At 71.8% G+C, this 13,674-nt stretch carries 15 protein-coding genes; 8 read left to right on the forward strand and 7 right to left on the reverse strand.

All coding sequences use genetic code 11. The features are described 5' to 3' along the window. The first annotated feature begins 105 nt into the window (after positions 1-105). The gene (locus tag ACIQPT_RS22455; protein WP_401157768.1) at positions 106-1,398 is read left to right on the forward strand and encodes a glucarate dehydratase family protein; all 1,293 of its coding nucleotides are present in this window, start codon (positions 106-108) and stop codon (positions 1,396-1,398) included. Positions 1,399-1,423: 25 nt separating this feature from the next. Here ACIQPT_RS22455 and ACIQPT_RS22460 read toward each other — a convergent pair whose 3' ends face one another. Beyond that, positions 1,424-1,777 (reverse strand): winged helix-turn-helix transcriptional regulator, encoded by a 354-nt coding sequence (locus ACIQPT_RS22460; protein ID WP_401157770.1) that lies wholly within the window; start codon positions 1,775-1,777, stop codon positions 1,424-1,426. 246 nt (positions 1,778-2,023) lie between these two features. On the opposite strand from ACIQPT_RS22460, the gene ACIQPT_RS22465 reads away from it, so the two are divergent. After that, the gene (locus ACIQPT_RS22465) at positions 2,024-2,959 is read left to right on the forward strand and encodes an NADP-dependent oxidoreductase (protein ID WP_401157772.1); all 936 of its coding nucleotides are present in this window, start codon (positions 2,024-2,026) and stop codon (positions 2,957-2,959) included. A gap of 58 nt (positions 2,960-3,017) precedes the next feature. Here the strand turns inward: ACIQPT_RS22465 and ACIQPT_RS22470 are convergent, their stop codons facing one another. The 3 genes from ACIQPT_RS22470 to ACIQPT_RS22480 are packed head-to-tail and all read right to left on the reverse strand — an operon-like array spanning position 3,018 to position 4,252. Continuing rightward, complete coding sequence (locus tag ACIQPT_RS22470) at positions 3,018-3,332, reverse strand: DUF202 domain-containing protein (protein WP_401157774.1); 315 nt, start codon at positions 3,330-3,332, stop codon at positions 3,018-3,020. Then, a complete protein-coding gene (locus ACIQPT_RS22475; protein WP_006123424.1) occupies positions 3,329-3,724 on the reverse strand; it encodes a YidH family protein in 396 nt (131 codons plus the stop codon). The genes ACIQPT_RS22470 and ACIQPT_RS22475 overlap by 4 nt, the downstream gene beginning before the upstream one ends. 18 nt (positions 3,725-3,742) lie before the next feature. After that, positions 3,743-4,252, reverse strand: a complete 510-nt coding sequence (locus ACIQPT_RS22480) for an NUDIX domain-containing protein (RefSeq protein ID WP_401157776.1) — start codon at positions 4,250-4,252, stop codon at positions 3,743-3,745. A 130-nt stretch (positions 4,253-4,382) separates the two neighbouring features. Here ACIQPT_RS22480 and ACIQPT_RS22485 point away from each other — a divergent pair, with 130 nt between their 5' ends. Beyond that, complete coding sequence (locus tag ACIQPT_RS22485; protein WP_401157778.1) at positions 4,383-6,041, forward strand: FAD-binding dehydrogenase; 1,659 nt, start codon at positions 4,383-4,385, stop codon at positions 6,039-6,041. Between the two features lie 113 nt (positions 6,042-6,154). Here the strand turns inward: ACIQPT_RS22485 and ACIQPT_RS22490 are convergent, their stop codons facing one another. Next, a complete protein-coding gene (locus ACIQPT_RS22490; RefSeq protein ID WP_401157779.1) occupies positions 6,155-6,580 on the reverse strand; it encodes an ASCH domain-containing protein in 426 nt (141 codons plus the stop codon). A gap of 203 nt (positions 6,581-6,783) precedes the next feature. On the opposite strand from ACIQPT_RS22490, the gene ACIQPT_RS22495 reads away from it, so the two are divergent. The 4 genes from ACIQPT_RS22495 to ACIQPT_RS22510 all read left to right on the forward strand — a co-directional run bounded on the left by ACIQPT_RS22495 (position 6,784) and on the right by ACIQPT_RS22510 (position 10,911). Beyond that, positions 6,784-7,755, forward strand: a complete 972-nt coding sequence (locus tag ACIQPT_RS22495) for a hypothetical protein (RefSeq protein ID WP_401157781.1) — start codon at positions 6,784-6,786, stop codon at positions 7,753-7,755. 87 nt (positions 7,756-7,842) lie between these two features. Continuing rightward, positions 7,843-9,414 carry an APC family permease gene (locus tag ACIQPT_RS22500; RefSeq protein ID WP_401157783.1) on the forward strand — a complete coding sequence of 524 codons (1,572 nt, stop codon included), beginning with the start codon at positions 7,843-7,845 and terminating at the stop codon, positions 9,412-9,414. 110 nt (positions 9,415-9,524) lie between these two features. Continuing rightward, positions 9,525-10,250: a molybdopterin-dependent oxidoreductase gene (locus ACIQPT_RS22505; RefSeq protein ID WP_401157785.1), complete on the forward strand. Its 726-nt coding sequence runs from the start codon at positions 9,525-9,527 to the stop codon at positions 10,248-10,250. Next, positions 10,192-10,911 (forward strand): cytochrome b/b6 domain-containing protein, encoded by a 720-nt coding sequence (locus ACIQPT_RS22510; protein ID WP_401157787.1) that lies wholly within the window; start codon positions 10,192-10,194, stop codon positions 10,909-10,911. The genes ACIQPT_RS22505 and ACIQPT_RS22510 overlap by 59 nt, the downstream gene beginning before the upstream one ends. Before the next feature lie 10 nt (positions 10,912-10,921). Here the strand turns inward: ACIQPT_RS22510 and ACIQPT_RS22515 are convergent, their stop codons facing one another. Both ACIQPT_RS22515 and ACIQPT_RS22520 read right to left on the reverse strand, forming a co-directional pair. After that, a complete protein-coding gene (locus ACIQPT_RS22515; RefSeq protein ID WP_401157789.1) occupies positions 10,922-12,319 on the reverse strand; it encodes a GntP family permease in 1,398 nt (465 codons plus the stop codon). A gap of 11 nt (positions 12,320-12,330) precedes the next feature. Next, on the reverse strand, positions 12,331-12,840 hold the full coding sequence (locus ACIQPT_RS22520; RefSeq protein ID WP_401157791.1) for a gluconokinase: 510 nt from the start codon (positions 12,838-12,840) through the stop codon (positions 12,331-12,333). Positions 12,841-12,971: 131 nt separating this feature from the next. Between ACIQPT_RS22520 and ACIQPT_RS22525 the strand changes: the two genes are divergently transcribed. Further along, a complete protein-coding gene (locus ACIQPT_RS22525) occupies positions 12,972-13,673 on the forward strand; it encodes a FadR/GntR family transcriptional regulator (RefSeq protein ID WP_401157793.1) in 702 nt (233 codons plus the stop codon). Position 13,674: the final 1 nt, after the last annotated feature.

Here is a 13,674-nt window from a genome sequence, read left to right on the forward strand (position 1 = left end):
TGATGCCGACCAGTCGGTATGTCGTCCAGTGTCTCCCCGGAACCGGCGGCCGGGAAGTCCGTCGCGACCCTGGTGGTGATATCCATCCTTGAATAGAGTTCATGTATGCATACAGATGATCTGGTGATCGAAGACGTCCGGCTCACCCCGATCCTCGTGGCCGACCCGCCCCTGCTGAACACCCAGGGCGTCCACCAGCCGTACACCCCGCGCCTGATCGTGGAGGTCGTCACCCGGGGCGGAACGACCGGCGTGGGGGAGACGTACGGCGACGGCGCCTACCTGGAGCCCGCCCGTTCCCTCGCCGAGGCGCTCCCCGGCCGGGCGGTCACCGATCTGAACGGGCTGTTCGCCCTGGCCGAGGAGGTGTGCGGCACATCGCACGCGGCCGACGACCGGGTCGACGCCGGGGGACTGCGCGGAGTCAGGAACGCCGAGAAGATCCGGCTCTCGGTCGTCTCCGCCTTCGAGGTCGCCTGCCTGGACGCCCTGGGCAAGGCGCGGGGCCTTCCGGTGCACGCGCTGCTCGGCGGCAAGGTCCGCGACTCCGTCGAGTACAGCGCGTACCTCTTCTACCGCTGGGCCGCCCACCCGGTTCCCGGCGAGGCCGACGACTGGGGTGCGGCGCTCGACCCGGCCGGCGTCGTCGCCCAGGCCCGGCGCTTCGCCGACACCTACGGCTTCGGCTCCTTCAAGCTCAAGGGCGGTGTCTTCGAGCCCGACCGGGAGATCGCCGCGATCCGCGCCCTCGCCGAGGCGTTCCCGGGCCGCCCGCTGCGCCTGGACCCCAACGGCGCCTGGTCGGTGCCCACCTCGCTGTACGTCGCCGGCCAACTGAAGGACGTCCTCGAATACCTGGAGGACCCCACCAGCGGCACCGACGGCATGGCCGCCGTCGCCGCCTCCACCGACGTCCCGCTCGCCACCAACATGTGCGTCACCACCCTCGCCGAGCTCCCCGACGCCTTCGCCCGCGACGCCGTCCAGATCGTCCTGAGCGACCACCACTACTGGGGCGGACTGCACCGCACCCGGGAACTGGCGGGCATCTGCCGCACGTTCGGCGTCGGACTCTCCATGCACTCCAACACCCACCTCGGCATCAGCCTCGCCGCGATGACCCACGTCGCCGCCACGGTGCCCGACCTCGCGTACGCCTGCGACAGCCACTACCCCTGGCAGACCGAGGACGTCATCACCGAGCGCCACACCTTCACCGACGGCCGGCTGACCGTCTCCGACGCCCCCGGCCTCGGCGTCGAACTGGACCGCGACCGGCTGGCCGCCCTGCACCGGCGCTGGCTGGAGGACGACGGGACCTACCGCGAGCGCGACGACGCGGCGGCGATGCGCGCCGCCGACCCGCAGTGGACGACACCGGCGATCCCGCGCTGGTGAGGGCGCCGGCAACGGGTGACACCGTCTAGGCCGGCTCCTCCTCGTCCCACTTCTGCGCGGCGGCGAACGCCTCGCCGTGCTGCGCCGACCAACGGCCCAGCGCCTCGATCGGCTCCAGCAGCGTGCGGCCGAGCGGCGTGAGCGCGTAGGCGACGTGCGTGCCGGAATCGTCCGCCGCCCGGCGCTCGACCAGCGCGTACGCCTCCAGCCTGCGCAGCGTCTCGGTCAGCACCTTGGCGCTGATGGAGCCGATCCCGGCCCGCAGGTCCCGGAAGCGGCGCGGTTCCGGCGCCGGCGCGCAGATCACCACGGCGTTCCAGGTGTTGGCCAGCAGATCGAAGCCGAGCCTGGCCCGGCAGTCCGCGAGCACCCGCTCCATGTCCCCGTCCCCACCTCTTCCCGCACCTCTTCCCGCCGGACCGGCGGGCACCGCACGGTAACCACCGGCCCGCCTTTCCGGCCCACCTCTGGGCCGCACCCAGGCCCGAAGGCCGCACCCCGACGACCGTCCCGCTCTGCGGCGACGACGCCGAGGCACTGGCGCTGGTGGAAGAACCTGCTGCCGCCGCTCACGGAGATGCGGCCCTGAGTTGCGGCGACCCTGACCTGCACGGAAGGTCGAGGGATGAAGGCGATCAGCTACAGCGCGTACGGCTCCGCCGACGTCATGGAGTACGGCGAGCGGCCCGACCCCAAGGTCGGCCCTGACTCGGTCCTGGTGAAGGTGCGGGCCGCCGCCGTCAACCCGGTCGACTGGAAGGCCCGCGAGGGCTACCTCCAAGGGGGCCTCGAAGCCGTCTTCCCGGTGATCCCCGGCTGGGACGTCTCCGGGGTCGTCGTGCAACCGGGCGTCGCCGTCGACGAGTTCGCGGTCGGCGACGAGGTCATCGGCTACGTACGCGAGGACTTCCTCTCGCGCGGTACGTTCGCCGAGTACGTCGCCGCCCCCGTGCGCACCCTCGCCCGCAAGCCCCTGAGCCTGAGCTTCGAGGAGGCCGCGGGACTGCCGCTGGCCGGGCTGACCGCGTACCAGGTGCTGCACCGCACCCTGAAGGTCCGCGAAGGCGACACCGTCCTGGTCCACGCGGCGGCCGGCGGCGTCGGATCGCTCGCCGTCCAGATCGCCCGGCACACCGGCTGCCGGGTGATCGGCACCGCGAGCCCCCGCAACCACGAGCACCTGCGCAGCCTCGGCGCGGAGCCCGTGGAGTACGGCGAGGGCCTCGTCGACCGGCTGCGCGAACTGGTCCCGGACGGCTTCGACGCCTCCTTCGACACGGTGGGCGGCGACGCGCTGCGCGCCTCCGCCGACACCCTCGCCCCGGGCGGCCGGCTCGCCTCCATCGCGGACAGCGAGGTCTTCTCCTACGGCGGCCGCTACGCCTTCGTGCGCCCCGACGCGAACGACCTGGCCCAGGTCGCGGAACTGGCCGAGCGGGGCATCGTCACCGTCCACGTGGACCGGGTGTTCCCGCTGGAACAGGCCGCCGACGCCTACCGGCTCAACCAGGAGGGGCGGACCCGCGGCAAGATCGTGGTGACGGTGGACTGGGACGCCTGAACGGTCCCGCTCCACCGGCAAGGCGCGCCGGCCGTCCCGGTCCACCCGCACGCCGCGCTCAGAACAGCATCGCCGCCGCGAACACCGCCAGCGCCACCGTGCACAGCGTCGCCGCCAGCGCGGCGCGCGGCGCGAGGGGCTCCGGCCGTGCCACCCCCATCCGCACCATCCGGAGGTGGGCCACCAGCAGGAACCCCAGCCAGGCCGCCGCGCTCAGCGCCACCGCGATCAGCGCGGCCGGTGTCGCCCCGCTGTGCAGCGCCTGCCGCCCCGCGAGCAGCGCGACGACCGTGGCGGACAGCGTCGTACGCCGCCAGGCCAGCCGCGTCCGCTCGGGCTGCAGCCCGGGATCCCGGTCCACCACCGCCGTCACACGCCCTCCCAGCCGAAGAGGACCACCACCACCATCGCCACCGCGACGACGGCGACCACGAGACTCAGCAGCGTCGGGAACCGGGACACCGGCAGGTCCTCGCCCCGCCGCATCGCCCGCTCGCACCGCACCCAGTGGTTGACCGCCCGCAGCGCACAGAGCACCCCGGCGGCCAGCAGCCCGAGCGCGAGCCCGGCCCGGACGCCCCACACCAGTTCCGGCAGGAACTGATCGACGGCGAAACCCCCGCCGATCAGGGCCAGAGCCGTCCGGATCCAGGCGAGGAACGTCCGCTCGTTGGCCAGCGAGAACCGGTAGTCGGGGGTGTCCCCCTCCTCCCGGATGCGCTGCGGCGCGAACCACAGCCGTACGCTCTGCGCGATCTTGTTCACACAGGGCACCTTACGAGGTCAGAGCGCCCGGAACCGCTGCAGCCGCCGGTACGCCTCCACCCCGTCCGGCACCCACGGCCACTCACCGAGACGCTCCTCCAGCTCCTTCTCGTCCAGGAACGTGTGCCAGGCGACCTCCTCCACCTGCGGGGCCACCGGCAGCTCGCACCGCACCTGGTAGACGGCGGACCACCAGGTGTGCTCGGCGCCGCTGTACAGGAACCGGAACAGCGGTTCGGGCTGCGGCAGCCCCGAGACCCCCAGCTCCTCCTCCGCCTCGCGCAGCGCCGCCTCGTCGTAGGACTCGCCCGCGCCCACCACCCCGCCGACGAACATGTCGTAGTGCGAGGGGAAGACCAGCTTCGTGGGCGTACGCCGATGGACGAAGATCCGCCCCTCGGCGTCGCGCGCCTCGATGAACACGCAGCGGTGGCGCAGTCCCCGCGCGGTCGCCTCGCCGCGCGGGGCCTGCCCGATGACCTCGTCGTTCTCGTCGACGATGTCCAGAATCTCGTCAGAGGGCGTCATACGTTTCATCCAACCGCACCCGGACGGTTGACGTGGCCCCGGCCGGTACCCAAGATCTGACGCACGGGTAACTTGAACGTTTCTCCCGCCTCCGAAGCCACCCCTGAGCCACCCGAACAGGATGGAACCCATGGCGTACGACGCTGATGTGATCGTGATCGGGGCAGGACTCGCCGGGCTCGTGGCCACCGCCGAACTGGTCGACGCCGGCCGTTCCGTGATCGTCCTCGACCAGGAGCCCGAGCAGTCCATCGGCGGCCAGGCGCACTGGTCCTTCGGAGGCCTCTTCTTCGTCGACTCGCCCGAACAGCGCCGGCTGCGGATCAAGGACAGCCGGGAGCTGGCCCTCCAGGACTGGTACGGCACGGCCGGCTTCGACCGCGAGACGGAGGACCGCTGGCCGCGCAAGTGGGCCGAGGCGTACGTCGACTTCGCCGCCGGTGAGAAGCGTTCCTGGCTGCACCAGCAGGGGCTGCGCATCTTCCCGGTCGTCGGCTGGGCGGAACGCGGCGGCTACGACGCGACGGGCCACGGCAACTCCGTACCCCGCTTCCACATCACCTGGGGCACCGGCCCCGGCGTCGTCGCCCCCTTCGAACGCCGGGTCCGCGAGGGCGTCGCCAAGGGGCTCGTCCAGCTGAGGTTCCGTCACCGCGTCACCGGCCTCGCCCGCACCGCCGGGGCGCTCGACACGGTCACCGGCGAGATCCTGGAGCCCAGCGCGGCCGAGCGCGGCACCGCGAGCAGCCGGGAGACCACCGACACCTTCGAACTGAAGGCCCAGGCGGTGATCGTCACCTCCGGCGGCATCGGCGGCAACCACGACCTGGTCCGCTCCCAGTGGCCCGAGCGCCTCGGCACCCCGCCCGAGAAGATGCTGTCCGGGGTGCCCGCGCACGTCGACGGGCTGATGCTCGGCATCGCCGAGAAGGCGGGCGCGCACCACATCAACCGCGACCGGATGTGGCACTACACCGAGGGCATCGAGAACTGGAACCCGATCTGGGCCAAGCACGGCATCCGGATCCTGCCGGGCCCCTCGTCCCTCTGGCTGGACGCGCGCGGCAAGCGGCTGCCCGTCCCGCTCTTCCCGGGCTTCGACACGCTCGGCACCCTCGAACACATCATGGGCTCCGGCCACGGCTACACCTGGTTCGTGCTCAACCAGCGCATCATCGGCAAGGAGTTCGCGCTCTCCGGCTCCGAGCAGAACCCGGACCTGACCGGCAAGTCGGTCCGCGACGTGATCGGCCGGGCCCGCGCGGACGTGCCCGCACCGGTGAAGGCGTTCATGGACCACGGCGCTGACTTCGTCGTGGAGAAGGATCTCGACGCACTCGTCCGGGGCATGAACGCGGTGACGGGCGACGGCCTGATCGACGCGGCCGAGCTGCGCCGCGAGATCACCGCCCGCGACCGCGAGATCGCCAACCCCTTCACCAAGGACCTCCAGGTCACCGCGATCCACGGGGCCCGCGCCTACCTGGGCGACCGCCTCATCCGGACCGCGAAGCCGCACCGGATCCTGGACCCGGCGGCGGGCCCGCTGATCGCCGTCCGCCTCAACATCCTCACCCGCAAGTCGCTGGGCGGCCTGGAGACGGACCTGTCCTCCCGCGTCCTGACCGCCGAGGGCACCCCGCTCCCGGGCCTGTACGCGGCGGGCGAGGCGGCGGGCTTCGGCGGCGGCGGAGTCCACGGCTACCGCTCCCTGGAGGGCACGTTCCTCGGCGGCTGCATCTTCTCGGGCCGAGCGGCAGGTAGGGCAGCGGCGGAAGCGGTCGCCTGACAGCCCCTCCGGCCGGCCTTCAAGCCCCTCCGGCCGCTCCTCAAGCCCCTCCGGCGGGCATTTCAAGCCCCTCCGGCGATTGAGGAGCGGGGCCCGGGGCAGAGCCCCGAAAGTCAGATCAGCCGCTCGACCACCCGAAACCGCTCAGCCACAATCATCGTCCCGTCGTGCACCGTGAACGACGGATCCCCCATCGCTTCCCGCATCTCCGCCCCGTGCCAGAACGCCTCGTGCCCCGCCCGCCACTCCGCCACCGAGGCGTACCCCTCGCCCTCGTCCAGCGCGTGCTGCAGATCGACGGCCCCCAGCGGCAGCACCCGTACCTCGGTCATCTCGATGACCGCGACCTCCCGGCCGTCCGAGTCGATCAGCGCGGAGCGTTCGCCCACCGGAGGCAACTCCTCCTGCTCCAGCTCGTATTCGCACAGCAGCCCGGTCGTGGACACCTTCTCGCCGGAGAGGACCGCCGCCACCAGCTGATCGCGCAACGGCCCGGGAAAGGCGAGGAGGAAGGGGCTGAGGGGTTCGCGAGGTTCCATGCGCCCAGTGTGTCAGGCGTCACCCCGGCCCGCCCGCCCCGTCCGCACGCTGCGCCGATGTCTCCACGGGTTCGACCAGTTCCAGCCAACTGGCCGGTAAGCCTGAGCAGTTGCCGGACAACGCCCCTTGACGTGGAGCATTGCCTACCGCTTTGCTGTGCGCGATCATCTGCTCGCACACCGCATCGAAAGAAGCCTGCGGCATGCCCCCGCCTCCGCCGCCCCTGGGCCGCTCCCGCCGTCGAGGCAGCCGCTCGGACCACGTCTTCGACCCAGCGCTCGACGACGACGAACTCATTGCCGCACGCGGCCGGTTCACCCAGGGCAGATGGTCCGAGGCGCGCACCCTGCTGGTGGACACCGGACGGGACTGGGACCGCCGCGCCCACCGCCTGCTGGCCCTCGCCGAGACCTCGTCCGCCGTGGACTGGGCCGGCGACTGGCTGCTGGTGGAACCCGAGAGCGCGGATGCCGCCACCCTGCTCGGCTGCGCCCGGGTCGCCCGCGCCCTGCGGCCCAAGGCCAAGCCGAACGACGCCGCCCGCGCCCGGGAAGCCTGCCTGGCCGCCGCCCGCCTCACCCCCGACGACCCCACCCCCTGGCTCGCGCTGCTCCTCCTGGACCGGGGCCGCGACGACGGATCGGACGAGACCGGCCGGCTCTTCGAGGAGGTGCGCTCCCGCCATCCGGACCACCACCACGCCCACCACGTGATGACCGCCCTGCTGGCCGAGAGCAACCCCGCCGACGGCCACGACCCCCTCCACGAGGTGTACGACTTCGCCGCCTGGGCCGCCGAACTGGCCCCCGCCGACTCCCCGCTGGCCGTGCTCCCGGTCGTCGCCCACGCCGAGCGCTACCGCGTCCTGGTCGCCGCCGGCATCGAGCCCGACGACCCGGCGGCCTCCGAGCACTGGTCCGGACGCCGGGCCCGCCAGGTGATGAAGGCCGCCTTCGACTGGTGGCTGGAATGGGAGCGCGACGACCACCCGCGCCACCACCTCGACCTGAACTTCCTGGCGCACGCCAAGGTCTGCGAGGGCCGGCCCGCCGAGGCCGCCGCCCTCTTCCACCGGATCGGGCCGTACGCCACCGCCGCGCCCTGGTCGTACTCCGGCCGGGAGCCCCACGCCGCGTTCACCGCCGCGCGCACCTACGCGCTCGGCACCGCGTGAAGCACGAACCGAAGCACGAACCGAAGCACGAAGGACACCACCGCACCACCCCACCCCGCTCGCCACGAAGAAAGGACCAACCCCGCCATGTCGACCGGCAGTTCATTTTCCAGTGAGACCGGCACCACGAGGGGAACGGCCGATACCGGCGGGATCAACACCTACAAGGGCGAGGAACGCGCCCTGCGCGCGAACCGGCTCGGCACCCCCGGCCTCCTGCTGTCCGTGGTCGCGGCCAGCGCCCCCCTGATGGTGGTCGCCGGGGTGATGCCCACGGTCTTCGGTGTGATGGGCATCGTCGGCCAGCCGCTGCTCTACATCATCCTGGGCATCGTCCTGATGCTGTTCAGCGTCGGTTACGCGGAGATGAGCCGGCACGTCCACAACGCCGGCGCGTTCTACGCGTACATCGCCCGCGGGCTCGGCCCGACCGCCGGCGCCGGCGCCTCGCTCGTGGCGCTGGTGGCGTACAGCGCGATGCAGGTCGGCATCTACGGGATCCTCGGCTTCGAGGTCTCCGGCATCTTCGCCACGTACCTCGACATCGAGCTGGGGTGGTGGATACCGGCCCTGGTCGCGGCGGCCGTCGTCGGCGTCCTCGGCTGGCTGAAGATCGACCTCAATGCCAAGGTGCTCGGCGTCCTGCTGGTCATCGAGTGCGCCCTCGTCGTGATCTTCGACATCGCCGCCGTGAGCAAGCCGGGCCCCGAGGGCCTGTCGCTGCACGCCTTCAACCCCGAGACCCTCACCGGCGCCGGGCTCGGCACCGCGCTCTGCTTCTGCATCGCCGCGTTCGTCGGCTTCGAGCAGGCCCCCGTGTACGCGGAGGAGACCAGCCGCCCGCAGATCGTGGTGTCCCGGGTGATGTTCCTCGCGGTGGGGTACGCCGCACTGTTCCTGGCGATCAGCTCCTGGGCGCTCACCGTCGCCGCCGGACCCGGCTCCATCGCCGACACCTCCCTCAAGGAGGGCCCCGGCATGCTGTTCGGCCTCACCGAGGAGCGGCTCGGCTCCACCTTCACCGACGTCCTGCACATCCTCTTCGTCACCGGGATGTTCGCGGCGCTCCTCAGCTTCCACAACGTGGTGGCCCGCTACGCGTTCGCGATGGGCCGCGAGGGCCTGCTGCCCGCCCGCTTCGGCCGCACCAACCGGGCGAGCGGCGCCCCCGGCACCGGCTCGCTGCTCCAGACCGCCGTCTCCGTCGTCATCGTGCTGGCCTTCGCCTTCACCGACGACAACCCGGTCGGCGACCCCACCGTTCCCGTCCTGCGACTGTTCACCTGGATGGGCAACGTCGGGGCGCTCGGCGTCATCCTGCTGATGGCCGCCGCCTCCTTCGCCGTCATCGCCTTCTTCGTCAAGCGCGGCGCGGGCCGCGCGCAGGCACCGCGCCTGGTCGCCTCCGCCCTCGCCGGACTCGCGCTCCTGTCGATCGCCGTCTTCACCGTCCGCGACTTCGACGTCCTCGTCGGCTCAGGACCCGACTCGTCCCTGAGCTGGCTGCTGCCCGGAGTGATCGTCCTCGCCCTCGTCGGAGGCCTGGTGTACGGGGCCGTGCTGCGCTCGGTCAAGCCCGAGGTGCACGCCCGGATCGGCCTCGGCAACGAGGCGTTCCAGCTGGAGAAGGCGGCCGAGAGCGAGTCCGCCCGCCGCTGACCGCTCCCCGAGGGCGCCGCGAGGCCCTACCGAACCGCGAGGTCTTACCGAACGATGACGGGCACCCGCATTCCCTGGTGACAGGGGAGTGCGGGTGCTCGAATGGCCGGGTGGACAACCGCCCGACCGACACCGAAGGCGCCCCCGTGGGCCGCCGCCTCATCCTGTCCGTGCTGGGACTGGGCGCCGCCGCCGTGGCGGGCGCGCCGCTGCTCCAACGCGGCCTGGAGAGCGGCCTCGGCGCGCTCGCCGACAAGGACCCGACCGGACTGACGGGGCTCCTGCCCAACGGCGGCGGGTTCCGCTACTACTCCGTCGCCTCCTCCGTACCGAAGAAGGGGCCCGCCGACTACCGCCTCACCGTCGGCGGACTCGTCACGCGCCCCGCCACGTACACGCTGGCCGATCTGCGGGCCCTGCCGCAGACCCGGCTGGTCCGGGACGTCCAGTGCGTCACCGGCTGGCGCGTCCCCGACACCCCCTTCGAGGGCGTCAGGCTCTCCGAGATCCTCGACGCGGCCGGGGTGCGCCCCGGCGCGAAGGCCGTCCACTTCACCTGCTTCGACGGCGCGTACAGCGAGAGCCTCACCCTCGACCAGGCCCGCCGCCCCGACGTGCTGGTCGCCCTGCGCATGCGGGACCGGGGCCTGACCCACGCGCACGGCGGTCCCGTCCGCCTGTACGTCGCCCCGATGTACTTCTACAAGTCGGCGAAATGGCTCTCCGGGATCACCGTCACCGACGCGGTCCGGCCCGGCTACTGGGAGGAGCTCGGCTATGACGTCGACGCCTGGGTCGGACGGTCCAACGGCCGCGACGACACCCCCACCGTCTGAACCGGCCCCCCGGGTGCACCGGTTCGGCCCCGCGCAGCGCCGCGTGCACCGGGCGACGTCCTGGCTCGTGCTCCTCTGCGTGGCGACCGCGGCCTGCCTGTACGTGCCCCAGCTCGCCGAACTCGTCGGCCGCCGCCGGCTCGTGGTGACCGTCCACGAGTGGTCGGGCCTGCTCGTCCCCGTACCCCTGCTCCTCGGTCTGGCCTCCCGCGAGCTGCGCGTCGACCTGACCCGGCTCAACCGGTTCGGGCCGCACGACCGGCGCTGGCTGCGGGCGGTGCGCCGCCGCGACCACCGGGCCTCGGCACGGCCCGCGGGCAAGTTCAACGCGGGCCAGAAGCTCTACGCGTCAGGGATCGCCGGGGCGCTCCTGGTGATGCTCGGCACCGGGCTGCTGATGTGGTTCACCTCGCTCGCGCCCCTGGTGGTACGCACGGGAGCCACCTTCGTCCATGACTGGCTGGCCCTCGCCATCGGCATCGTGCTGGCCGGTCACCTCGCGATGGCGTACGCCGATCCCGAGGCGCGGCGCGGCATGCGGACCGGGTCGGTCGACCCGCACTGGGCGCGGACCGAACACCGGCTGTGGCAGCCGGAAGGGGGCCGGTCCCCCTCACCCTCCCGGGCGGGCGACCGGCCCCCTGAGGAGTCCGGAACGTAGCGGCCGCGCGCTACAGCAACAGCGACAGCAGCAGGATGAAGGCCATGGCCACCACGGAGATGATCGTCTCCATTACCGACCAGGTCTTCACCGTCTGGCCGACGTCCATGCCGAAGTACTCCTTCACCAGCCAGAACCCGGCGTCGTTCACATGGCTGAAGAAGAGCGAACCGGCGCCGACGGCCAGCACCAGCAGGGCCGCGTGCGAGGTCGACATGTCGGCGGCCAGCGGGGCGACCAGACCGGCGGCCGAGATGGTGGCGACCGTGGCCGAGCCGGTGGCGAGGCGGATCGCCACGGCGATCAGCCAGCCCAGCAGCAGGGCCGGGATCGACCAGTTCTCGGAGAACTCCAGGATCATCTGGCCCACCCCGGCGTCGATCAGCGTCTGCTTGAAGCCACCGCCCGCGCCGACGATCAGCAGGATTCCGGCGATCGGGGCGAGGGACTTCTCCACCGTGCCGGCCAGCCGGTCCTTGGTGAACCCGGCGGCCCGGCCGAGCGTGAACATCCCGACGAGGACGGCCGCGAGCAGGGCGATCAGCGGCGAGCCGATGACCATGGTGACCTTGTGGAGGCCGTTCTCGGGGTTGTCGACGACGATCTCGACGAGCGCGTTCAGCAGCATCAGGACGACCGGCAGCAGGATGGTCGCCAGGGTCGCGCCGAAGCTCGGACGGCGGTCCAGGTCCTCGGAGGGCCGCTGCGGAATCATGTTCTCCGGCGGCTTGATGTCCACCCAGCGCGCGGCGTAACGGGAGAACACCGGACCGGCGATGATCACCGTCGGGATGGCGACCAGCACACCGAGCGCCAGCGTCACACCGAGGTTGGCGTCCAGGGCGTCGATCGCGACCAGCGGGCCGGGGTGCGGCGGGATCAGCCCGTGCATCACGGAGAGCCCGGCCAGCGCGGGGATGCCGATCCGCATCAGGGAGTAGTTGCCGCGCTTGGCGACGAGCAGGACGACCGGGATCATCAGCACGATCCCGACCTCGAAGAAGAGCGGCAGCCCGATGATCGAGGCGATCAGGACCATCGCCCAGGGCATCACCCGGCCGCTGGCCCTCGCCAGGATGGTGTCGACGACCTGGTCGGCCCCGCCCGAGTCGGCGAGCAGCTTGCCGAGGATGGCGCCGAGCGCGATCAGGACGCCCACGCCCGAGACGGTGGAGCCGAGGCCGCTGGTGAAGCTGAGGATCGTGTCGGCCGGGGCGGCCCCGGCGAAGGAGCCGAGCGCCAGCGAACCGATGGTCAGCGCCAGGAACGCGTGCATCCGGAGCTTGGTGATGAGGAGAACGATGACGGCGATACCCGCCAGGACGGCGATGCCCAACTGAGCGTTGCCTGCCGAGGTGATCGGTTCGGCGGCGTCCGCTGCCAGCATCTCGACGCTGAGACTGGTCACGGTGATGGTCCTTAGATATCGAGCCGGCGCAGCGCGGCGACGGCTCGCTGGGTGATTTCCTCGGGGGTGCCGGACACGTCGACGCTCACCCCGGCCTCGTCGGCCTGGAGCGGCTGCAGCGTCGCGAACTGCGAGTCGAGCAGCGCGGTGGGCATGAAGTGGCCCTTGCGGTCCGCCATCCGCTCCTCGATCAGCGCCCGGTCACCGGTCAGATGCAGGAAGACGGCGTCCGGCGCCCCGTCCCGCAGCCGGTCCCGGTAGACCCGCTTGAGCGCGGAGCTGGAGACGACCCCACCGAACCCCGCCCGCCCGTGCGCCCACGCGCCGATGGCGTCGAGCCAGGGCCACCGGTCGTCGTCGTCCAGGGGGGTGCCGGCCGACATCTTGGCGATGTTCGCCGGGGGATGGAAGTCGTCGCCCTCGGCGTACGGAACGCCGAGTTCGGCGGCGAGCAGGGGACCGATCGTGGTCTTGCCGGTTCCTGCTACGCCCATCACCACGACGACGTGGGGGGTGCTCATGGGGTGCCTCGCTGTCTTCTTCGACATCGGTCCGTCGCGCTACTGAAACCTATTAGGTACGACGTATTCAAGAGTCTGTGACATAAACGTCGTACTTTTTGTTCCCGAGGGTCGCCCCGTAGGCTTGACCCATGACCACACAGAGCCAGGGACTGCATACACATGTGCTGGACACCCTGGGTCTGGAGATCTGCTCCGGTCACTTCCCGCCCGGCAGCGTCCTGCGCACCGACGAGCTCGCCCAGCGCTTCGACGTCTCCCGTACGGTCATCCGCGAAGTGGTCCGGGTCCTCGAATCGATGCACCTGGTCGAATCCCGCCGCCGCGTCGGCGTGACCGTCCGCCCCACCGAGACCTGGAACGTCTACGACCCCCAGGTCATCCGCTGGCGCCTCGCCGGCGCCGACCGCCCCCGCCAGCTGCGCTCCCTCACCGTGCTGCGCTCCGCGATCGAACCCGTCGCCGCGGGCCTCGCCGCCCGCCACGCCACCGCCGAACAGTGCGCCGAGCTCACCGAACGCGCCCTCGGCATGGTCGCCACCTCGCGCGGCCAGCAGTTGGAGGGCTACCTCGAACACGACATCGCCTTCCATCGCATCGTCCTCAACGCCTCCGGCAACGAGATGTTCGCCCGGCTCGGGGACGTCGTCGCCGAGGTGCTCGCGGGCCGCACCCACCACCAGGTCATGTTCGAGGACCCCGACCCGGCCGCCGTCACCCTGCACGTCCGGCTCGCCGAGGCGGTCCGCGAGGGCGACCCGGAGGCCGCCGAACGGATCACCAAGGAGATCGCCGTCGGCGCCCTGCACGAACTGGACGTGCTCGCTCCGTAGC

Source organism: Streptomyces sp. NPDC091289, from assembly GCF_044757365.1.
Taxonomy (GTDB): Bacteria; Actinomycetota; Actinomycetes; order Streptomycetales; family Streptomycetaceae; genus Streptomyces.